21 protein-coding genes are annotated in these 22,549 nt (G+C 46.6%); 16 read left to right on the top strand and 5 right to left on the bottom strand.

What is annotated here, in order from left to right; translation table 11 throughout:
- Positions 1–73: 73 nt before the first annotated feature.
- The 11 genes from purM (at position 74) to ACOCLE_RS02970 (ending at position 10,474) form a co-directional block, all read left to right on the top strand.
- Complete coding sequence (gene purM / locus ACOCLE_RS03020; protein WP_419535459.1) at positions 74–1,120, top strand: phosphoribosylformylglycinamidine cyclo-ligase; 1,047 nt, start codon at positions 74–76, stop codon at positions 1,118–1,120.
- A 277-nt stretch (positions 1,121–1,397) separates the two neighbouring features.
- Positions 1,398–2,060 carry a phosphoribosylglycinamide formyltransferase gene (purN, locus tag ACOCLE_RS03015; RefSeq protein WP_419535458.1) on the top strand — a complete coding sequence of 221 codons (663 nt, stop codon included), beginning with the start codon at positions 1,398–1,400 and terminating at the stop codon, positions 2,058–2,060.
- Entirely contained in the window at positions 2,057–2,935 is an 879-nt protein-coding gene (locus tag ACOCLE_RS03010; RefSeq protein WP_419535457.1) for a DUF3108 domain-containing protein, read from the top strand. The genes purN and ACOCLE_RS03010 overlap by 4 nt, the downstream gene beginning before the upstream one ends.
- 40 nt (positions 2,936–2,975) lie before the next feature.
- The gene (gloA, locus tag ACOCLE_RS03005; protein WP_419535456.1) at positions 2,976–3,383 is read left to right on the top strand and encodes a lactoylglutathione lyase; all 408 of its coding nucleotides are present in this window, start codon (positions 2,976–2,978) and stop codon (positions 3,381–3,383) included.
- A gap of 277 nt (positions 3,384–3,660) precedes the next feature.
- Entirely contained in the window at positions 3,661–4,869 is a 1,209-nt protein-coding gene (mltC, locus tag ACOCLE_RS03000) for a membrane-bound lytic murein transglycosylase MltC (RefSeq protein ID WP_419535455.1), read from the top strand.
- A 553-nt stretch (positions 4,870–5,422) separates the two neighbouring features.
- Positions 5,423–5,944, top strand: a complete 522-nt coding sequence (locus ACOCLE_RS02995) for a carbon-nitrogen hydrolase family protein (protein WP_419535454.1) — start codon at positions 5,423–5,425, stop codon at positions 5,942–5,944.
- 64 nt (positions 5,945–6,008) lie between these two features.
- Positions 6,009–7,289: an ISKra4 family transposase gene (locus ACOCLE_RS02990; RefSeq protein ID WP_419532972.1), complete on the top strand. Its 1,281-nt coding sequence runs from the start codon at positions 6,009–6,011 to the stop codon at positions 7,287–7,289.
- 111 nt (positions 7,290–7,400) lie between these two features.
- A complete protein-coding gene (locus ACOCLE_RS02985) occupies positions 7,401–7,562 on the top strand; it encodes a hypothetical protein (RefSeq protein ID WP_419535453.1) in 162 nt (53 codons plus the stop codon).
- Positions 7,563–7,759: 197 nt separating this feature from the next.
- Positions 7,760–8,113, top strand: coding sequence for a hypothetical protein (locus tag ACOCLE_RS02980; RefSeq protein ID WP_419535452.1), 354 nt, complete (start codon positions 7,760–7,762; stop codon positions 8,111–8,113).
- Between the two features lie 232 nt (positions 8,114–8,345).
- Complete coding sequence (locus ACOCLE_RS02975; RefSeq protein ID WP_419533005.1) at positions 8,346–9,389, top strand: transposase; 1,044 nt, start codon at positions 8,346–8,348, stop codon at positions 9,387–9,389.
- A 140-nt stretch (positions 9,390–9,529) separates the two neighbouring features.
- Positions 9,530–10,474, top strand: coding sequence for a hypothetical protein (locus ACOCLE_RS02970; RefSeq protein WP_419535451.1), 945 nt, complete (start codon positions 9,530–9,532; stop codon positions 10,472–10,474).
- A gap of 220 nt (positions 10,475–10,694) precedes the next feature.
- Here ACOCLE_RS02970 and ACOCLE_RS02965 read toward each other — a convergent pair whose 3' ends face one another.
- Positions 10,695–10,898 carry a hypothetical protein gene (locus ACOCLE_RS02965; RefSeq protein ID WP_419535450.1) on the bottom strand — a complete coding sequence of 68 codons (204 nt, stop codon included), beginning with the start codon at positions 10,896–10,898 and terminating at the stop codon, positions 10,695–10,697.
- A 300-nt stretch (positions 10,899–11,198) separates the two neighbouring features.
- On the opposite strand from ACOCLE_RS02965, the gene tnpC reads away from it, so the two are divergent.
- A complete protein-coding gene (gene tnpC, locus ACOCLE_RS02960) occupies positions 11,199–12,704 on the top strand; it encodes an IS66 family transposase (protein ID WP_419532963.1) in 1,506 nt (501 codons plus the stop codon).
- A gap of 81 nt (positions 12,705–12,785) precedes the next feature.
- Here tnpC and ACOCLE_RS02955 read toward each other — a convergent pair whose 3' ends face one another.
- Both ACOCLE_RS02955 and ACOCLE_RS02950 read right to left on the bottom strand, forming a co-directional pair.
- The gene (locus ACOCLE_RS02955; protein WP_419535449.1) at positions 12,786–14,516 is read right to left on the bottom strand and encodes a hypothetical protein; all 1,731 of its coding nucleotides are present in this window, start codon (positions 14,514–14,516) and stop codon (positions 12,786–12,788) included.
- 385 nt (positions 14,517–14,901) lie between these two features.
- Positions 14,902–16,116: an argininosuccinate synthase gene (locus tag ACOCLE_RS02950; RefSeq protein ID WP_419535448.1), complete on the bottom strand. Its 1,215-nt coding sequence runs from the start codon at positions 16,114–16,116 to the stop codon at positions 14,902–14,904.
- A gap of 300 nt (positions 16,117–16,416) precedes the next feature.
- Between ACOCLE_RS02950 and pyrC the strand changes: the two genes are divergently transcribed.
- Together pyrC and rnt are read left to right on the top strand one after the other, a co-directional pair.
- Positions 16,417–17,454, top strand: coding sequence for a dihydroorotase (gene pyrC, locus ACOCLE_RS02945; protein WP_419535447.1), 1,038 nt, complete (start codon positions 16,417–16,419; stop codon positions 17,452–17,454).
- 139 nt (positions 17,455–17,593) lie between these two features.
- Positions 17,594–18,193 (top strand): ribonuclease T, encoded by a 600-nt coding sequence (gene rnt / locus ACOCLE_RS02940; protein WP_419535446.1) that lies wholly within the window; start codon positions 17,594–17,596, stop codon positions 18,191–18,193.
- A 634-nt stretch (positions 18,194–18,827) separates the two neighbouring features.
- Here rnt and ACOCLE_RS02935 read toward each other — a convergent pair.
- Both ACOCLE_RS02935 and ACOCLE_RS02930 read right to left on the bottom strand, forming a co-directional pair.
- Positions 18,828–19,211 (bottom strand): hypothetical protein, encoded by a 384-nt coding sequence (locus tag ACOCLE_RS02935; RefSeq protein ID WP_419535445.1) that lies wholly within the window; start codon positions 19,209–19,211, stop codon positions 18,828–18,830.
- A gap of 472 nt (positions 19,212–19,683) precedes the next feature.
- Positions 19,684–20,163 (bottom strand): methylated-DNA--[protein]-cysteine S-methyltransferase, encoded by a 480-nt coding sequence (locus tag ACOCLE_RS02930; protein ID WP_419535444.1) that lies wholly within the window; start codon positions 20,161–20,163, stop codon positions 19,684–19,686.
- Positions 20,164–20,451: 288 nt separating this feature from the next.
- Here ACOCLE_RS02930 and ACOCLE_RS02925 point away from each other — a divergent pair, with 288 nt between their 5' ends.
- A complete protein-coding gene (locus tag ACOCLE_RS02925; protein WP_419535443.1) occupies positions 20,452–21,189 on the top strand; it encodes a hypothetical protein in 738 nt (245 codons plus the stop codon).
- A 49-nt stretch (positions 21,190–21,238) separates the two neighbouring features.
- Positions 21,239–22,282 (top strand): transposase, encoded by a 1,044-nt coding sequence (locus ACOCLE_RS02920; protein WP_419533005.1) that lies wholly within the window; start codon positions 21,239–21,241, stop codon positions 22,280–22,282.
- Positions 22,283–22,549 lie beyond the last annotated feature (267 nt).

Below are 22,549 nucleotides of genomic sequence, written 5' to 3'. Positions count from 1 at the left end.
GAGCAGTCCAGATTAAAAATACTACTGGCATTGCCGGTTGTAGAAAGCTCTGGCAACAAGCGGATTCATATCTATGAACAAATCGGATTCCACAACCTCCCTGAGTTACAAGGATGCCGGTGTCGATATCGACGCTGGAAACGCTCTGGTTGAGCGAATTAAACAGGTTGCAAAGGCCACTTCCCGCCCTGAGGTGATGGGTGGCCTGGGAGGTTTTGGAGCGCTCTGCCAGCTGCCAACCGGGTATAAAGAACCGGTTCTGGTTTCAGGCACCGACGGTGTTGGCACCAAACTGAAGCTGGCCATGGACCTGGGCATGCATGACGACATCGGCATCGACCTGGTGGCCATGTGCGTCAACGACCTGCTGGTCTGTGGAGCGGAGCCGCTGTTCTTTCTGGACTATTACGCCACCGGCAAATTGAATGTGGACGTGGCAGAACGTGTGGTGACCGGTATTGGCAAAGGCTGTGAACAGTCTGGCTGCGCCCTTATTGGTGGAGAAACGGCTGAAATGCCGGGCATGTACCAGGGTGACGATTACGACCTGGCCGGCTTCTGTGTCGGCGTGGTAGAAAAGTCGGAAATCATTGATGGCAGCAACGTCTCCGCTGGCGATGTGCTGATCGGTTTAAAATCCAGTGGACCGCACTCCAATGGTTACTCACTGATCCGCAAGGTTCTGGAAGTGGCCGGTTCCGACCTCAATGCCACACTGGAAGGCAAACCGCTGGCTGAGCACCTGATGGCGCCAACCCGTATTTACGTCAAATCACTGCTGCAGCTGCAGAAAGAACTGCCTATTCATGCCATGGCCCACATTACCGGGGGCGGCCTGCCAGAGAACCTGCCACGGGTAATCCCACAGGGCTGTCGTGCGGTTATCGACACGCAGAGCTGGGAAATCCCGGCCATCTTCCGTTTCCTGCAGGAAAAGGGCAATATTGATGCCTTTGAACTGTACCGCACCTTTAACTGCGGCATTGGCATGGTACTTTGCATTCCTGCCAGCCATCAGGAACAGGCAATGCAGCGCCTGTCAGAACTGGGCGAAGAGAGCGTCATTATTGGCCATATTGAAACCGCCGACAGCGAAAGCGATCCTGTCGTTTTTCAATAACTGGAACTTTTAAGATTCCTACCTGACCAATATCTGGCCTGTGCAATAGTAATATCGCTCAGGCCTAGGAGGCTGTCGGACTTAACCGACCGTAGCGAGAAAAAGTCCGGTTTGAGCCAGTTTTTATGCTGATTTGAGGTGAATAGTGGTTCTATTCAACGAAAAGCAGCATAAAAAATGGCCAAATCCGGCCTATTCGCAGTAGGTCAGTGTTAAGTCCGACAGGCTCCTAGCGGATTCCAATCATAAAACCATCGAAAACATTCAGGAAACAGCAGTGAGCGAGAAAAAGCGAGTTGTCGTTCTGCTATCAGGAAACGGCAGTAACCTTCAGGCACTTCTGGATCAAGAACATAACTACAGTTATCAAGTTGTCGGGGTCATCAGCAACGTACCAGAGGCTTATGGGCTGGAAAGGGCCAGACAGCACAAAGTGGCAGCCCTTGGCCTGGACTACAAGGTCTTTTCGTCCCGGGGCGCCTTTGACCAGAGGCTGGTTGAAGAGGTTAAACGATTTGACCCGGACCTGGTGGTCCTGGCCGGTTATATGAAAATTCTCAGCCCCGAGTTTGTGGAAAAATTCGCCGGTCGACTGATCAATGTTCACCCATCCCTGTTACCTGATTACAAAGGCCTCGGCACCTACCGCCGGGTGCTGGCTGATAAAAAGCCAAAACATGGCTGCACCGTTCACTTTGTCACACCAGAGCTGGACAGTGGTGCCCATATCATTCAGGCTTCACTTAATGTCGAGCCCACCGATAATGAAGAGAGTCTGAAACAGCGTGTTCAGGCCATGGAACACCAGATTTATCCCCTTGCTGCACACCTGATCACGTCCGGCAGGCTTCAGCTGAAAGGGGATAAAGCGGTACTGGATGATCACCCTATTGACCCGCTGGGCTACCAACTGCAGGAAAACGCCCTGGAACTGGCATGATTAATCAGGTTCAACCATTTTTTCATCTCCACAAAACGAGCATGAAAAGCGTGATGGCTACCCGCCTCGGCCTGCTCAACGCGTGTGCTTTGAGAGCAGTACTTGCTGTGTCGTTACTGCCCGTGGGACAGGCAGGTGCTGCCTCGACAAACCCTGCGCAAAAACCTGCCAGCGTGAAAACCCCTGCTTTCACGCTCAAGCCCTACTCTGCAAGCTACAAGGCATCCATCAAAGGTGTCCCCTTTGGCGGTTCTGGCGAACGCTCCCTGACCAGAAATGCGGACGGCACCTGGACGCTTGAGTTCAGTGCCGATGCGGCGTTCTTTGGAATGAAAGAAACCAGTCACTTTGCCAGTGAAGGTACGCAGCTGGTCTCCAACCAGTACGTTCAGCAGCGTACAGGGCTTGGCAAAAAGCCAACGGAATACGCTACCTTTGACTGGGCCAGCAACAAGGTGAACTGGCAACAGGGTGACCGCCAGTGGTCGATGGACCTGAAACCGGAAACACTGGACAACCTGAGCTATCAGCTGAAACTGCGCATGGACCTGGCGGCTGCCCATGGCCAGCCGCTCAGCTACGACGTTGCCGATGATGACGAAGTCTACCAGCGCAAATTCATTATCGAAGACGAAGAGACCTTAAAAACCGACCTTGGCAACCTGAAAACCGTCCGGGTAAAAATTCAGCGCAAGAGCGACAATCGCGCCACCTGGATCTGGTTTGCCAAAGATTATGATTACTTCCTGGTCAAGCTGCTGCAGGAAGAAAAAGGCACGGCCTACACCATTGAGATCAAAGAGGCTTCCATTGACGGCAAGCCACTGAAGAAGAAGCAGACGACAAAATTGTCCGAACGCCCCAAACATCCCTGAACACCATCAATCCAATTTAAAAAACCTGAAGGAGCCTGAAGTGCGATTTCTTCACACCATGCTGCGTGTCGGTAACCTTGATCGATCCATCCAGTTTTACACTGAAATTCTCGGTATGAAACTGCTGAGAAAACACGATAACGAAGAGTACAAATACACCCTCGCCTTTGTTGGCTATGCCGATGAGTCTGAACAAGCCGTCATCGAACTGACCTACAACTGGGGCACTGAAAAGTACGACCTGGGCAATGCCTTTGGTCACGTTGCCCTGGGTGCGGATGATATTTATGCCACCTGCGATGCCATCCGTAAGGCCGGTGGCAAGATCACCCGTGAGCCCGGCCCGGTTCTCGGTGGTTCTACAGAGATCGCGTTTGTCGAAGATCCGGATGGTTACAAAATCGAGCTGATCCAATCCAAAGCCGCTTCTGAAGGTCTTAACGGCTAGTCCTGAAAGCGCTAATCATCGTACAGCGTACACACCCTCACCCTGAGGGTGTTTCAAACCCTGAATCACAAAGACACGAAGACACAAAGGAAGCTTTTTTATTGCCTGAGCGTGGCTCAGGTAAACTCAGGAAGACCTTCGTGTCTTTGTGCCTTTGTGGTTCCCTGCTTCTAACGTCTTTTTAAGACACCCATGTTCTAACAAATCACGACTGAACGCAGTGATGGGTCATTAGCCCTACTTCCTTTACCGTTGAAGTGAGTGGTAAATTAGTTCTGTGGTTGAAGATCCTGACAATACGTCAGGCACTGCCACGGAACTAATAAACGACATGGATGCCACGATGCCACGTCTTCGCAATCTCATCATACTGACTGCGTTATCATCTCCGCTGATCACCAGCTGCTCGACGGAGCAGGCGACCAGCTACGCCGCCAATTACGTCACCAAAGCGGCACTGAAGGAGCTTGGCCCTGCCGGTGATGCGATTTCCATTGGCATGGACCTGGAAAAAGACGTGATTGGTTTTGAGGCGCTGGTGCGTATCTTAATCAAGGAAGCCAGGGTGACCTGGGGGGATGAAAAAAAGGCGAGCAGCAAAGAGTATGTGAAATACACCAACCACTACCGAACCCGGGTATTTGTTGATTTTGAAACCGGTAAGGTGCATGTGGAAACCCTGGATCGCAACGACTTGCGAAAAGCGATCGCCGCGATTCTGCTGACGCCCTATGCGCCTGAACAGGTGGACCTGTTCAGTGACAAAGACGTGCCGGTGGGTGAAGAACCCATGCTCTATGGACAGGTGCTGGACCATGATAATCAGCCCATTCGCTGGCAATGGCGTGCATTACGATACGCTGACCATCTGATTCAAAACGATCTGATCACCCGGCAATCGTCAAAAGGCCGTGTGTATGCCGTTGACTTTGACCTGGTGGAAGACCACCTGTCCAAACGGCAATACCAATACGCCAGCCTGGTTCGAAAATACTCGCGCATTTACGATGTTGAAGAGAGCCTGATCTACGCGGTAATTCGCACGGAAAGCAGCTTTAACCCTTATGCCGTCAGCTCATCCAACGCCTATGGCCTGATGCAGATTATCCCGAAAACCGCCGGGCGGGATGTGTTTGATAAAGTGAAAAACCTCCCCGGCCAGCCCAGCAAAAACTGGCTGTTCCAGCCCCATAACAATATCGATACCGGCACGGCGTACCTGTCACTGCTGGAAAATCACTACCTGAAAAACATTCGAGACCCACTGTCCCGCAAATACACGATCATCTCCGCCTATAACGGCGGCGCAGGTAATGTGTTTGCCACCTTTGACCGCAACCGGGACCGCGCCGTGCAGAAAATCAACGGCCTGAAACCCAGCCAGGTGTATTGGGCGCTGACACAGCGACACCCGCGAGGGGAAAGCAGACGCTACCTGGAAAAAGTCTCTACAGCTCAGAAGGATTTTTATAAGGGGAACATCTAAATACAAGACAATGGATTAATAATAGAGAGATTTCTTTAATTCAAACTTCTTATTTGATACGTTAGTTCGGTTTTTTATTATCAACGGTGCAGATATCGCTTATTTTTTCACCAAAAAATGGTTGTTGAACTGTTTCATATTGGCTACCTGATGTCAGTAAAAGGCAAAAGCACAAGTGACGGGCGGTAGCGTGCCTGGTGGTTACTCTCAATAGGCTGTATGAGCAGACAGTTATAATAATACATCGGTGATTTTGCTGAATTTCGAGAGTATATAGCGTACCCACAATTCTCGATAAATAGCGGCAAATAATTTACCGATATGTTTTTAAAGAAATAATTGTAGCCTCTGGATCTTTATCGCGAATCTTGATTCTCGATTAATACCAATTCTCACTTTGTCAGAACTCGGCTAGTACGGCTCAATTAGGTATTGCACTAAAAATGGATAATTTTCAATCAGTTGAAAGTTATAAAGCGAACTCATTCGTGCGGATGTTCAAAGTGAAAAGCGGAATTCGCACTAATAAGCGTTACATTTCTAAAGGAACATTATGCATAACTTCAAAGTTGCAGTAGCGCAAATTCCTTCAGTTAAAGGGGATGTCAATAAAAACATTGAAAGTCACCTCAAAGCAATAGATGTTGCAGTTGAGCATCAAACTTCGATAGTTATTTTCCCAGAACTATCTTTAACAGGTTATGAGCCAGAATTAGCTTCCGATCTAGCATTTGTGAAAGAAGACGAAAGGCTTCAAGCGTTCGTATCAGCCGCATCAAAGAGTGACATTTGGATTGTGGTCGGAGCACCTCTGAAAATTGGTAACGAGATTTATATAGGTTCAATCATCTTTAGCCCTGATGGGGATGTTTCAACCTACTCTAAGATGAATCTTCATTCTGGTGAGGAAAGGTTCTTCTCCGTAGGTAAAGAACCAGAAGTGCTGGAGATAAATAACCATAGAGTTGCGCTTGCCATCTGTGCTGATACAAACAACCCTTTACATGCTCAAGCTTATGCAAAAGTGAGAGCGACAGTTTATGCTGCTGGTGTACTGGGTGCTCTCTCTGAATGATTGAAACAATAGTGCTCTATTTTCACAGCTACTATGGGAACACCACTCATAATAGTTAACTGTCATGCCCGCTTCTGTTATTTCCAGCTCTACCAAAAGCATCGTTTTGCAAATTGAAGTTTCTATAGATTCAGGCAACATGCTGAATCTTGAAGATAGTTTACAGCGTGCACTCAATGAAGCCGGGCAGCTTGGAACAAAAGAGTTATTGGGGCTATTTGAATCACCCAATAAAGAACCTATCGTCGTTAATCAGCAGAAGTGGAACTACAAAGGAAAGGTTCTTAAGCACTATGAAACCTTATACGGTCGTATACCTTTGGAGCGCTCCGTATATCAGGGTGTCAGAGGTGGCAGTACTCTGGCAGCACTTGATCTTCGTGCCGGTATTATTGGTTCAGCTACCCCCAAATTTGCCAAGTCTATCGCCTGGAAATACAGCCAGATGCCAGCGCCTGCGGTAAAAGAAGATTTTGAGACCAACCATCAAAGGACGCTTTCAAATTCTTATATCAAGCATTTATCGGACAGAGTAGGTGCATTAATTGAAGACCAGCAAGACACTCACTACCACCTTCCTCCACTAAAAGAGCCTGTTGAAACAATAGCCATTGGTCTGGATGGAACCTGCATGCTGCTTTGTGAAGAAGGCTGGAGGGAAGCCATGTGTGGGACATTGAGCCTATATTCTGCAGATGGAGACAGGCTCCACACGATATATACAGCCAGTTCGCCAGAGTATGGTAAACAAAGCTTTATGAGCAAGCTCGACGAGGAGATTGCAGATCTAAAACGACTCTACCCAAATGCCACATACATCGGGGTAGCTGACGGGGCTAGAGAAAACTGGAGTTATTTGAAACAACATACCTCTGGGCAGATACTCGATTTTTATCATGCATCTGAATATTTAGCTGGAGCAGCGGAAGCACTGTTTCCAACCAGTAAGGCGAAGCGACACCAGTGGCTTGAAGACAGGCTACATAGTTTGAAAAACAAGCGTGGAGCAGCCAAAAAAATCCTTCAGGAAATTGAATCAGCCGAGCTCCCGAAAAAGACAATCGCACTGACAGAGAAGCGCTACAAAGCTGTGAGCTATTTTACAAACAATCACCAGTTAATGAATTATCATCAGGCGCTTAAACGCCATTGGCCAATAGGTTCAGGAGTTACTGAAGCGGCTTGTAAGACTCTGGTAAAGCAACGATTATGTGGTTCTGGAATGAGGTGGAAAGCAACAGGAGCGGAAGTGCTTTTGACAACAAGAGCACTGATCCAGAGTAAGGGGCGCTGGGAACAACTTTGGTCTGAGTTCATGACTGGAAAGGTTGAAGCTAACCTATGAGTCAGTTATCAAATTGAGAGAGCACCCGGTGTACTTATAACTGACGGTGGGTATTCTTCAGATACTGAGAAACTTCAATCCTATGCAATTGAGCACGATATGTTGGTTGTCATGGCAAATCACAACAAACCTACAGGTGGCTGGCAACCGATAGGTAAAAGTGCAGCATGGGATAAAAAGGGCCTTTTATCAGCTGCCAGTGAAGAAAAAGATGCAATTGTTATCTCACAGCAAAACAATGGAACTTGGGAATCCCGAGTAATCGAAATGTAACAAGTAAATCCAGGTGACGTCTACGGCGCACCTGATTTAGGCGTTATGTGCTAGGGCAAGTTTTGAGGGTAACTGCTCAAACCCCATAGGCAAAATCGCTCATTTTCCAAACATGAACCTTGGTATCACTGGCCTGTAGCCGATTGAGCTGCAAATTTACCTACACTTTTTGAGCAGTTACTTTTGAGGAATCATCTATGAAACCATCTCCAATTAAAGACGAAATCACTTTTGAAGATTTTGCCAAAGTTGATATTCGAGTTGGCACAATCATTAATGTCGATGAAGTGGCTAAGTCTGACAAGCTGATGAAGCTGACTGTAGACTTTGGTGATCATACTCGTTCAATTTTGGCGGGTATTAAGCAAGAACGCGAAAATCCAAAGGAGATTGAAGGTAAACAGGCTTTATTTGTTGTAAACCTACCAGAGAGAAAAATGGCTGGTGAAATATCCCAGGGTATGCTTTTTGACATCGGCTATGAAGACAAGTTACAACCATGTTTAGCGTGCCCAGAAACTAAAATACCTAATGGTACAAAAGCTGGATAGCGCACATAACAAGTACGTCGTGCGGACAATGTACTTCCCCCGTTTTAGTGGACACTAAAATCCGACTTGAATAGGGGGCTTTATGTTTTTTGGAACAAACCGCCCAAACAATCATCAATTAACCTTATAACAACTTGCTAAGGTTTAATATCCCAAGAAACATAATTAGGACTTTCGCATTGACAGGCAGCTGTAAAAATTGCTAGATCAGCAAAAAATAGCGGATGTCGTCGTGCGTAGAAAGATAACAAGACCTACAACAGCTGGGTGTGATTTGCCGAAATATACAGGGTTTCTATTGTGTGAGCCGAAATCAGCAACCTGTACTCGCCTTAGTGAGATCGGAGATATGTCACACCACAGCGTTAACCGTTTTCTACAACGTGAAGACTTTGCTCCCAATGACCTTTTCATGGAAGTAGCCGCAAGGCTGATTCTTGATGGGGGCACGCTATCGGTTGATGATACGGTGCTGGATAAGCCGTACAGTAACTACACGGCATTCATCGGCTATCATTACTCGGGCAAGCATCATAAAGCCGTCAAGGGCATTAATCTCATAACGCTCTATTACACCGATATCAAAGGCTATAGCCTTCCTGTCAATTTCCGTATCTATGACTCTGCGGACGGAAAGTCCAAAAATGATTATTTTCTCGAGATGCTGAAAGAAGTACTTGTATGGGGCTTACGACCTGCATTTGTTACGGGGGATTCCTGGTATAGCAGTGCCGCAAACCTGAAGACTGTGAAAAACAACGGTCTGGGTTTTATGTTTGCCGTTAAAAGCAACCGTACTGTTTCTATCCAAAAGGGTGACTACCAACAAGTGCAGAGCCTGGAGATTCCTGAAGAGGGAATAACCGTTTGGCTACGTAATTTTGGTTCTGTGCGTTTGTACCGGACGCGGCTAAAAAACGAGCTGCGCCATTACGTCGTCTACACACCCCATGCTGGATCAGAGGTATCACCACAGGTAGGCTTTAATGAACTTCACCTGCACCATTGGGCGATCGAAGAGTATCACCGGGCGCTGAAACAACTCTGCAGTATTGAGCGCTTTCAGGTGAGAGGAAAGCAGCAGGTCAGGAACCATATTTTTGCCTCTATCTTTGGGTATGCCTGCCTTCAGGCCAAGAAAGTATCTGAATCTCTCAGTAGCATCTATCGCGTTAAGAATGATGCGCTCAAGGATGCTATTTGGGACTTCATTAAGAGCTTCTCTGATGGTAAAGACTGGCTGAGACCATCTTTTATCAGAGCTGTCAATGCGTAAGTTCTATATTTTATTTATAGGATGGCTCGGATGAACTTAACGACGATGAGAGCATCTAAACGCGCTCTGACGTCAAGGTTGTTATTTTCAGTATGGAATGCACAGCAACTGGCACACCATCCCGCGAACCTCCATACCCTATGGAAAACGCCGAAGCCATGGGCATGTCAAAACCCGTGCACTTTAATCAGCACAGATGCTCCAAAAGTACACCCGGCCTGCAACATGGCCATATTCCTACCAGCACCGACAACCAGGGACACGTACCAGAAAAAAAACTGGGTGCTGCAGCGGAGCTGGCCATTTACGGAGAGCAGACCGTGATGGGGGATCCCAATAAAGGGGTAAGCACAGCAAAAAGATACTTATCAGTCAAAATGAGAGAGTTTCAGGCATACCCAGAGACTTGCACCTGTAGGATCGAAGAAGCCGAGCAACAAGCCTGCAATTCTATAATTGATGAACTGGAAAAACTGCAATTTGATTTAACGTTTCTGAGATTAAATGGAGAGTACCGACGTTTTATTAGCTGCTCAGACTTCGTGAAATCAAAATTATTGGTCAATAACGGAACGGTGATTCAACTGGATGTAAAGACACGCCTGATTGCTCTAAACCCTTACTACACTCAATTGTCCACCCTCTGTTCATACCGACCTACTGAAACATCAACCGACGAACATCTGAAGACAGTACTCAAACGCCTGACAGAATTAGTTGATAAGACACTGGCGTTTAACAGACAGCTTTTTCTCGCATTTTCAGCCGAGGCTAAAAAGCAGGATGTCACTTCCCCCTATATAGAGACCCCCCTTCCGCATATGCATGCCATTACAAGCCGGGACAAGATGATCAGAACCTGTGTCCCCTTCACGTTCGTTGATACCGAATTATCGGCCATAGCGGGTGATCAACACCTGTGGTTTAAAAGAGGAAAACAGTACCCCTGTGCCGTTAAACCAGGAACATTGGCCTGGGAAAAGTGCATGGGCGACAAGCCATACTCCACCATTGATACGGAAGGGGTTATCTACACACCAGCTCAATTGCCCGGTGTAAATCCATGCTTTTCTCTTGATGAGTGAAGATTTTTATCCCTATTTTAGAAATAGATTTCGTCAAAATAAGGGGCAGATCTTTCATTGTGCATTAATAAAGAACCTGCCCCATGCCCTCACTTCCCTTATACAATATCAGGCAAGCTTCACCATTAACTGGCTCCTTAACTTCATGAACCATCTTCTGAAGCAATTCCCACTCAGGTGATCACCAGTAGCCGTTGTCGATACGTCTGTGCAGAGAAAATCAGCTACCCCCCAGGGAAGCGTGGCGTACACCCTCTATTTTTGCACCTGCTGAAAGGCTTGTTAGTACTGATCTCAGTTTACGTACTTCACTCTCTGCTGTTGATATTTTATTAAGCATCAGCGTCCGCTCGGCTTTTAAACGGCGATTTTCCTGTTTAAGAGAATCCGCTTTTTTCTGTTCATCCTGAAACGCAAACTTCACCAGATTCTCTGCCAGCCGGTCTTTTTGGTGGAACAGTGCATTCTCTTCCCGAAGTATTTGAAGCTCCTGTTCAAGTTCGCCGACTGTTTTTGATAGCTGACGGTTTACGTTGAGTGCTGTATTTAAAAGAGCCTGCGTTTGTATTTGTTGATGCTCAACGCTTTTTTTGCTCCTTTGCAGTTCAGCGACCTGGCACTTTAAGTCATTGATCGTAACTATTCAGCACCCTTCATATAAATCTGGAATTTTCTGATTTTTCGACCATCATCTTATACTCAATTTTTCTAACAAATCTCCAGTATGGAACCAGACTTCCCAGCTACTCCGTTTACCGAAGCTCTCCTTAAAGAGAATGAAGAGCTTCGGACCGAGAATGCGCTTTTACGGGAACGTTGCAGCGAACTGGAAGAAAGGGTTAATAAAAACAGTCAAAACAGTAGTAAGCCACCATCGTCAGATGGTTATCAAAAGCCCAGTAAAAAAGGGAGTGATAAAGGTGATACATCTTCCAAAGAAGCCCCCTGCTCCTCACAGGAAACACCGAACCCCAAAAGCCTTAGACCATCTTCAGGCAATAAACCAGGTGGCCAGAAAGGTCATCAAGGCTCTTGTTTGAGACGTGTCGCCTTACCCGATTATGTCAGGCATCTGAAGGTTGAAAAATGTTGCTGTTGCCAGTCTTCGCTTATCGATATTAAACCCACCAAATACATTGAGCGACAGGTTTTTGATCCAGGTAGACCCGGAGAATTTGAAGTTACCGCGTACTGGGCAGACGTTAAAGTATGTCCTTGTGGTAAACGGAACACCGCTGAGTTTCCCCAAGGAGTGAAAGCCGCTGCTCAATACGGAGAAGTGACTCAGGCAATGGCTGTTCATTTAAACCAGTATCACTTCATCCCATATCACCGGGTGTCTGAGTATTTCAATACTATTTATTGCATGAGTGTCAGCGCAGGCTCTGTTGCCAATTTTGTTGCCTATACCCATGAGAACCTGGCCTCTACTGAGCAGAGTATCCGCGATGCTTTACAAGAAAGTCCGGTTGCAGGAGCGGATGAAACTGGCATGCGGGTTGACGGTTCACTGTGGTGGTTACACATTATGCGAGATGACCAATGGACGCTTTACTACCTCTCAGAAAGGCGAGGTTGTGAAGCAATGGATGCAATGGGCATCCTGCTGACTTTTGCAGGCATTCTGGTTCACGATCATTGGAAGTCCTACTTTGCCTATGCGGCAGTGCATGTGCTTTGTAATGCCCATCATCTGAGAGAGCTTCAGGGAGTTGTCGATAGGGATGCGAATAAGCTGGCTCTGCGGCTGATGAAATTGCTTACGCTCTCCTGGCACTTCTGCAAGAAATACAAAGCAGCCGGTCTGACTCAAATGCCTGGTGCAATACAGCTTCGCATTGAGACGATATACGACCAAATCCTTCAAAGGGCTCTCACGAAGGAAACCGCTTATATGGAAAAACAACGACAGGTGCTTGGACGTAAGAAGGTCAGGAATACCAAGGCCTACAACCTGTTCAAAAGGCTTATTGAGTTTAAGGTTGAAACGTTGCGCTTCATGTCGGACTTTTCAATTCCCTTCGATAACAATGGCAGTGAACGTGATGCCAGGATGGCCAAACTTAAGCAGAAGATCTCAGGCTGCTTCAGAAGCGAAGACGGAGGTACCATGTTTACCCGAATCCGAAGCTATTTATCATCTGCTAAAAAGCAGGGGTTGAACATATTTCAGGCGCTTCTTAAAGCGGTTCGAAATTACAACAATACGCCTTTGCTGGGTGCTGAATAGTTACCATTGATCAATAGTGCGTTTTGGCTGGCTATCTGCAATGTCTCTGGTGTTGATGCCCGTGATGACGGTTCTGGCACCTCATCCAGCCTCTCCTCTCTCTCCATGATCCAGTTGATGGTCAAAGGGGGCTACCTGATATTCTGAAGATGGCACATGCCCAATTGAAAGTTCAACAGAATCATCTGAAGCAGAGGACGAGTCGTGACCCTGCAGGTGCTGACAGGGCAGCCATGGAAAAATGTCCTGAGGGGATACGCACTGCATCATTGGCAAATCATCTTCTGGATATTGTTCTTTCTGGATGACAACTGGTGGCAGGTTTGGACGAATATCGAGAGGCGTTGGGGTATCAGGCCACACAGGAGAGGTTTCTTCCTGCTTAATCTGCTCCGGTGAACTCAGTACCGAAGAGGACGGGCATGGTGAAGGAGTAGAATGACTGTCTGTCGTTGCTTCAAGACTGCTCCATAGGCTTTCATCCGTACTGGTGAGCTGCTCTCTTTCACGGCAGTGCAACTCATATTCAAGAAGCTCTGAAACGGACTCTGCAAACCAGGCTGGCTGAGCATGATTGAATGTTGAGCACAGTTCTCCCGGGGTTTGTCCCGTATTTTGTGTGATTGAGGAGCTAACCTGGCTATCGCAGCTGGCAGAGTCTGTAAATGATTGTGATGAGTCAGCAGCCACTGTTTTTTTATCGTGTAAGTCAGATTTCATATCACCAGGAGAAATGTTGATATTTTTTTCAGGTGGATGTACTGCTACATTTACTCCTGAAGGTGATTTTTGATTCAGCGGGGTTCTTAATACAGTTAATTTCTTTTTCTCAGAAATGAAGGATAGATACTTCTGAAGAGTAGTGCGTTCACTTTCTCCCTTAGAGTCGGCCCCTGAAATAGAGCATCTCAGCTCTGTAATCAGCGTTCGGATTTCACGGCGACGACGGTTTTCATTTTGATTTTTTATTGCACTATTTGCATTTTCTGAAGTTTCATTTTTTTTCCTATTTATTTTAATTCTACTGGGTGCAGGCACAGATTGAAGCCCTGCTTTTTTTGTGGTTCCAATGCATGTCAACAATAATTGTCTTTTAGAAAGCTTTCCCTCTATGTGGATTTTATCTCTGATTGCATGTTCGATGTCATCATATAGCTGGGCTAAGCCTTTTCTTCTTTCCTTTTCTCTGATAGCGTTTATTCGTCTCTCCAGCTCTTTGTCTTTTGTTTGATCTGTTACCTTACTTTTGTTCGTTCTGCCCCTGGTATGGTATTCATGAAAGAGGTGTTTTCTTTCCTGCTGACCTTTGTCCAGTTCCTGTAATTCCTTTTTCTGGCATTTGGTTTTATTTTTTGAAGACGCTGCGTGTGTTTTTTTCTGTTTTTTTCTTGATGCATCGCTATCAAGTCTTAAAGAGGCTGATTGATGAGCGTCGAATGCTTCACCATTTCCAGCTTGAAGGGAACCAGAGAACGTTTTTATATTCTTGTCGTCAAACAAAGGCTCCTCTTTTATCTCAAAAGATGGACTCCTATTATGCGCTATTGGCCACGCTGCCTGCTGTTGACTGTAGCAATGGTCCCCGGAGACCGTAAGCATTGTTAAGGCTTCTGATCCCTGAGAGCCCTTACTCACAAACTGGCGATTATCAGCGCTGAATGAAGGGTTTGTACTTCGTTCATCCGGCATATACCGGGTTGGGGGAATGACCGAGACTGTAGACATTGATGTCCCTGCTTCCTGATGGGGTTCTGGGAGCAGTGCAAGCACAGGAGAGAGTGGTTGATAGATTTTAGAGGAAGTGCCATCCATTTAATAACCCTTAATAGCTTTTAATTGCCTGTTGTAAGTAAGAAAATCAGGGGTTTTCGAATCAGCCGTTTTCTGGTGTATTGAGAACCTCTTTGCCTGAATTAAAATTAATACTTTCGTCTTTGAAATAATCAGAAATAAAAGTAGTCTGTATTTATATGAAAGGATAATTTTTAATTAGTATTTTTCTGCACTTTATCAATAGAGGGAACGCATCATCTATCAACCTTTTATTCCATAGCCTGTAAATAACAACTAAGAACAAAATTGCCTTTAGATAATGGTTAAGAGAAATAGCGAAAGAAACCCACAAGAATTGTCTTTTTCCAGCTCAACGCCTTCCTTAAGCATCAGAAAGCCCTGCGTTTAGCAGGGCTTTATACGATTAACTGAGCTTACGGCCTTTATTCGCCGCAATTCTTAACCGCAGCGCATTTAACTTGATAAAACCTTCAGCATCTCCCTGATTATAGGCACCGGCATCGTCCTCAAAGGTCGCAATGTTTTCATCAAACAGTGAATCATCAGAACGTCTGCCAACCACCGTGACATTGCCCTTATACAGTTTCAGGCGCACTTCACCGTTCACAGGCTCCTGGCTTTCATCAATCATCTTCTGGAGCATTTCCCGCTCTGGTGACCACCAGTAACCGTTGTAGATTAGCTTGGCATAACGTGGCATGAGTTCATCTTTCAGGTGGGCCACTTCCCGATCCAGGGTAATAGATTCAATGGCACGGTGCGCCTTGAGCATAATGGTGCCTCCGGGCGTTTCATAGCAACCCCGGGACTTCATGCCGACATAGCGGTTCTCAACAATGTCCAGACGACCAATGCCGTTCTCACCACCAATCCGGTTCAGGAAGGCCAGCACCTGGGCCGGGGTCATCTCTTCTCCATCAATAGCAGCGATGTCGCCCTTACGATAAGTCAGGTTCAGGTAGGTGGGCACATCCGGTGCGGCTTCCGGAGAAACGGACCAGCGCCACATATCTTCTTCCGGCTCCGCCCATGGGTCTTCAAGAATGCCGCCTTCATAGGAGATGTGCAGCAGATTGGCATCCATGGAGTAAGGTGATTTGCCTTTCTTACGCTCCACTTCAATACCGTGTTCATCACAGTAGGCCAGCAGCTTTTCCCGTGAATTCAGATCCCACTCACGCCAGGGCGCAATCACCTGAACGCCCGGCTTCAGTGCATAAGCACCCAGTTCAAAACGTACCTGATCATTCCCTTTACCGGTCGCACCGTGAGAGATGGCATCAGCACCAGTCTCATTGGCAATTTCAATCAGGCGCTTGGAAATGAGCGGTCTGGCAATGGAGGTACCCAGCAGGTATTCGCCTTCGTAAATGGTATTGGCACGGAACATGGGAAAGACGAAGTCACGGACGAACTCTTCGCGCAGATCGTCAATGTAAATCTCTTTAATCCCAAGGGCTTCTGCCTTGGCGCGGGCTGGCTCGACCTCTTCACCCTGCCCCAGGTCAGCAGTAAAGGTGACGACTTCACACTCGTACGTATCTTCCAGCCATTTTGCAATCACTGAGGTGTCCAGGCCGCCGGAATAGGCCAGAACGACTTTATTGATCTTTTTCATTGCTCAACTCCAACTACATACCGCAACAGGAACCTGATAACAGGAAAGGGTAAATATTCTTTTTTTGTGAATAATAATTCATAACTAGGATTTCGCCAAGATGCTTTCATCATTATTTGGCCAAACCTGAGGTCACTGTCGATAAAGCCTGGCGATCATATCATCAAAAGTGCAGAAATACGGGTTATACCTACTATCTTTATGCATCTTTTCTCAAGCCCCCACTATCAAAATTTCCTTTTTTTCGCTAGGATGCCCATCCGGTTCAATCATATATAACCGGAACAGGTACCTTCCCACATGAGCCAACTACTGACCATTACCCGCCCTGATGACTGGCACCTCCACCTTCGTGATGGCAATGTTCTGAGTGAAACGGTTGCAGCAACCGCCAGAACCTTTGGCCGGGCGATCATTATGCCCAACCTGGTACCACCAGTAACGGATGCTGATCTGGCCAGCCAGTACAAGGCTCGCATTGTTGAGAACACACCGACTAACTCGGCATTTCAACCCCTGATGACGCTGTATCTCACCGATAAAACGTCCCGTGAAACCATTCTGAATGCCCATCACCGGGGCGACGTGGTCGCGCTCAAACTCTACCCTGCTGGCGCCACCACCAATTCGGATTCCGGTGTAACTGATCTCAACAATATTTATGAAGCCCTGGAAGCCATGGCGGAATGTGGCCTCCCTCTGCTGGTACATGGTGAGGTTACCGACGCCGAGATTGATATCTTTGACCGGGAAAAGGCATTTATTGACCGCCACCTGGTTAAACTGGTAGAACGCTTCCCAACCCTGAAGATCATCATGGAGCACATCACCACGGCTGATGCTGCCCAGTTTGTCAGTGAAGGGGGTGAAAACCTGGGTGCTACCATCACCGCCCATCATTTGTTGTATAATCGCAACCATATGCTGGTTGGTGGCATCAAGCCCCATTATTACTGCCTGCCGATTCTCAAAAGAAACCTGCATCAGCAGGCATTGCTTGAGGCTGCAGTAAGCGGCAATCGTCGCTTCTTCCTGGGAACCGACTCTGCTCCGCATGCCATTGGCGCCAAAGAGTCCTCCTGTGGTTGTGCAGGCTGCTACACAGCACCCGCAGCGATTGAGCTTTATGCAGAGGCCTTTGACATGATGGGCGCTCTGGATAAACTGGAAGCCTTTGCCAGTTTCAATGGCCCCGATTTTTATGGCCTGCCCAGGAACCAGGACACCATTACCCTGGTAAAAGAAGACTGGACCATGCCAGAATCCATTGCATTCGGTGATAACCGGGTGAAACCCCTGAGAGCCGGTGAAACCATATCCTGGCGCCTCAAACCATAGCCATGTGCTGAGCTGAAAGCAGCCATGAGCGGAGGAAAAATACCGCTTTTACTGCCCCCATGAACCTGGTTGCAGGCAGCGGTATTTTTTACAGTAAAGAGTTAAGGAGAAGCCTTTGAGGGCCGATGACAGCCACTCCATGGCCAACAGATTCCGCGGCTTTCTGCCCGTGGTAATTGATGTGGAAACCGGCGGCTTTAATGCCGCTACAGATGCACTGCTGGAAATTGCAGCCACCGTTATCGAAATGGATGAGCACGGCTTTATCCATCCGGGGCATACTGAGTCATACCATATCAAGCCATTCGAAGGCGCCAATATTGAACAGGCTGCTATCGATTTCATTGGTATTGACCCCTTCCACCCGCTGCGGATTGCCATGGCGGAAGAGGATGCCATCAACAAGATTTTCCGCTCCGTCCGTAAGGCGGTGAAAAGTCAGGGATGCAACCGTGCAGTACTGGTTGGGCACAATGCGGCATTCGATCTTGGGTTTGTCATGGCTGCGGCTGAGCGCTGTGATGTGAAACGGAATCCATTCCATCCGTTCTCCTGCTTTGACACCGCTACGCTGGCCGGCCTGGCTTATGGACAAACGGTGCTGGCCAAAGCCTGTATCGAAGCGGATATTGATTTTGATAAGTCAGAGGCTCATTCCGCCCGTTACGATACGGAAAAAACCGCGGACCTATTCTGTACCATTGTGAATCGCTGGAAAGACCTGGGCGGCTGGCTTTAGTACTGGAAAACACGACCTCGTATACTCTGAGGCCCTAGTGAAAGCCCTAGAAGCATTTGAACCACGAAGGACACAAAAAATGTTTCTTATTATCGTTTCTGACAAACTGGTGTCGTGAACTTATTGACCTCGCCAATTTCAGAAGCAGCCTATTCCTCACGCTGGTTGCCGGCAATGAAATGCTGGCCTTCCAGCTGATCACTCACCAGTTCCCACGACGCCTTAATGCATGAGGAGACATAGCTCTCGATGCTGTCTCTGGCCTATAAACGCTCATCGGTCTGACTGCCGGTATTGAACAGCAAAATGCTGACATTCTGATCCTTGGGAGGCTCTGTCAGATCAGACGATCTTCCTGGATAAACATCTTTCACAAGGCAACATCACCAATGGTTCGGTCGATCCGGGAAATATCCGGACAGAGATTATTGACGTTCCCATCAATTACTTAGTTTCCTGAAACACGACAGCCACCGTCGTCTTCATTAGCGGGGCGCGGGATTTCAAAGTTTTTTACACTATCATTGTTGATAGCAATCTGGTTGCCTTTTCTTCAGACGGAAAAGCCACTGAATATTTCAGTGGCTTTTCAATAAATGAGAATTATTATTAAGTAAAACTTGATAACTTTGTATCAATTAATGTAGGCATGAACAGTCGCTAGCTCTTCACTAAATCTAACTGTTTTCCAAATTTTATCTGCGGTCATTCTTTCAGAAGTGTCTCTATGAGAATTGATCCTCCTGGCCATACTTCTAGTTATTTTACGATTCCAATCATCTTTGAAATATTCATCAAACTCTTTACTGCCACTGTTGCAACTAACCTTACGGGTCATACCCTTGGTTATTTTACGGCTCCAATCATCATTGCTTTTAAAATATCTACTATTCAATTGACCAAGATTTATATTTCCAACAGTAATACCTGCAAAGCTACCTTCCTTCTTCTTAAGGCAGCTCTTCAATTTAAGCTCTTTACTGATGACAGTGTTTGAAGGTGATATTCCGTTATTCATAACAATCTCCTTTTGATCTAGCCCTCTGTTTCAGCCCTCTTAAAATTACTTGCTCATATTTTACATGCACTATATCACACCACTGGCAGTCGTTAATTTTAGACTTAAGTGGTAATAATGTTTGTTTTCTGGATAAGTGGATGGTAGTAGCTGCTGTGCCTATATTGAAACGCCGATCGATCAAAAATGACAGAGAACTGTCGATTATCCGGAAGCGTTATGGGCACGGTTTTATTGGCCGGTTTGGAGAGAGCAAATAGACTTTTAACAGTCAGCCGAGCTACCCAACCGACCTCGTCATTACCAGAGAGAATGATTGGCCTTCAATGATGTAGTTGCCCTTCCTGAACCAGAAAAGTCACGGTCAGGGTTTTATTTTCGCCAGACGAATCATACGCCATCTTTATCTAGCCAGGTTTCTCCACGGTATGTCGGAAGTCATATCACCCTCACCCTGCTTGGTAAGGGGCGACTATAACGCTTCCCTTCTATTACCCTGCTCAAGATCCAGCAGGTATTGCTTCATCTCCACTCCATAGGCATAACCGGTCAACTTACCATTTTTCCCGATCACCCGGTGACAGGGCACAATGATTGCCACCGGGTTAGCCCCATTGGCAGCACCCACCGCCATGACCGCTTTAGGTCGGCTGATACTGCTGGCGATGTCCTGATAAGAGCAGCTCTTTCCATAGCCAATCTGTTGCAGCTCTTGCCATACCTGCTGCTGAAAGTCGGTACCACGAAGATCCAGCGCAACCATGAATCGTGTCAGCTCTCCACGAAAGTAAGCTTCCAGCTCATTTTTTGCCTGTTCAAGGTGACTATCAATAGCCTCCCTGACTGAATCCGTTATTTCATCATTGTTTTGGAGTTGATCAGCATTTTCGACCTTATTTTCCGCCAGCAATACGGAGTAAATACCATCGACAGACGCTGATAGCTCAAGCATACCAACAGGCGAGTTGATCAACGTTCGCCCTAAGGGTGTGGACTTAACAAAATAATAAGCGCCAGCGCCCATAAATCACCTCGCATTTAATGGTTGTACTCAGTTTCGAAAGGCAAAGGTAATCATCCCATAAAGTTACAAGTTAGCGAACCGTTCCATTGCCACAAAAACAACCTCATCTCGATGCCAGAGCTGGCTGATTACTGACAATAAACCCTCTAAACGATATCCAGAGTGAATTAACAGGCTCACCAGCCGATTAATAATACGCAAGCAAGGAGAAACTCCATGGTAGCAAGCAGCAAGATCCCATCAAGAAGACACTATACTCAGCTGAAAACTGCTCATGCTATCCCACCTAGCAGGAAGAGGCATTTCAGTCCCAAAAGAATTAAGGGAAAAAGAGTTGGCCATTTTATTTCCCGCAAGCATTTTTTAAAGGGCATTAAGCGTCTGTTCTCCTATACAAAATTACTTAAGAATATTCGAAACCGGAGAATCAGCCATTTGCAGAAAGCCATCGTATTACAATCAACAACCGGGTCTAACAATGTTGATCGGCGTATTGGAAAAATGGTTTTAGCCTCAGCTTGTGGCAATTTTAAGGAAGTAGTTAAACAAAAAAACTTATTGAGACAACAGATCAATCAAGACATGATCGATCAGAGAAAAGGCTCAAGTGCAGGAGGAGATGACACAAGGGCACTTTTTATGAAATGGGCTGAGTCAATAAAGAACACACCACAGAGTGAACAGATATGCCAGCTGTTAAAGACGCCAAAATCTCAGCTTCATAGAAACGCTGTCGCATTTATGTCGATATACGGCGGAGTACACGACTACACCCCTTATCAGGCAGATATTGTCAGCAGCTACAACCTGCTAATGCGCTGCCTGGTTCAGGTGCTAATGCCCAGTTTAGAGGAAACACAGTATATAAATGACGCCATTCAAAAAGAGGACTCAAATCCCTCTGAACATACCATGGCACTGCTGAAAAAAATATTGATAGGACTTTCGCATTGACAGGCAGCTGTAAAAATTGCTAGATCAGCAAAAAATAGCGGATGTCGTCGTGCGTAGAAAGATAACAAGACCTACAACAGCTGGGTGTGATTTGCCGAAATATACAGGGTTTCTATTGTGTGAGCCGAAATCAGCAACCTGTACTCGCCTTAGTGAGATCGGAGATATGTCACACCACAGCGTTAACCGTTTTCTACAACGTGAAGACTTTGCTCCCAATGACCTTTTCATGGAAGTAGCCGCAAGGCTGATTCTTGATGGGGGCACGCTATCGGTTGATGATACGGTGCTGGATAAGCCGTACAGTAACTACACGGCATTCATCGGCTATCATTACTCGGGCAAGCATCATAAAGCCGTCAAGGGCATTAATCTCATAACGCTCTATTACACCGATATCAAAGGCTATAGCCTTCCTGTCAATTTCCGTATCTATGACTCTGCGGACGGAAAGTCCAAAAATGATTATTTTCTCGAGATGCTGAAAGAAGTACTTGTATGGGGCTTACGACCTGCATTTGTTACGGGGGATTCCTGGTATAGCAGTGCCGCAAACCTGAAGACTGTGAAAAACAACGGTCTGGGTTTTATGTTTGCCGTTAAAAGCAACCGTACTGTTTCTATCCAAAAGGGTGACTACCAACAAGTGCAGAGCCTGGAGATTCCTGAAGAGGGAATAACCGTTTGGCTACGTAATTTTGGTTCTGTGCGTTTGTACCGGACGCGGCTAAAAAACGAGCTGCGCCATTACGTCGTCTACACACCCCATGCTGGATCAGAGGTATCACCACAGGTAGGCTTTAATGAACTTCACCTGCACCATTGGGCGATCGAAGAGTATCACCGGGCGCTGAAACAACTCTGCAGTATTGAGCGCTTTCAGGTGAGAGGAAAGCAGCAGGTCAGGAACCATATTTTTGCCTCTATCTTTGGGTATGCCTGCCTTCAGGCCAAGAAAGTATCTGAATCTCTCAGTAGCATCTATCGCGTTAAGAATGATGCGCTCAAGGATGCTATTTGGGACTTCATTAAGAGCTTCTCTGATGGTAAAGACTGGCTGAGACCATCTTTTATCAGAGCTGTCAATGCGTAAGTTCTAATTGACTATTCACCCACCCAAAAAAGGCAATAAAGGCAGAGCAGCCAGAAGTGGTTAACTCAACACATGCCGCCTTGAAATACACCCATTACATAGCCATAACAATGATTAATGAGTCGACATCAGAAGCTACTGGGCTACCCATACTTGAAACTCATCTACCTTTTAAAGCAATAAGTTAACCAAGCATACAATTTTCATTTTTCCCAACTTGAACAGAAAACCTCTTAGAAAAGACGATAAACCTGCTCTCTAACGTGA

It is taken from the genome of Endozoicomonas sp. (assembly GCF_965196975.1).
Lineage (GTDB): Bacteria > Pseudomonadota > Gammaproteobacteria > Pseudomonadales > Endozoicomonadaceae > Endozoicomonas.
The sequence above is the reverse complement of the archived record's forward strand: the minus strand, read 5'-3'. Positions and strand labels throughout refer to the sequence as shown.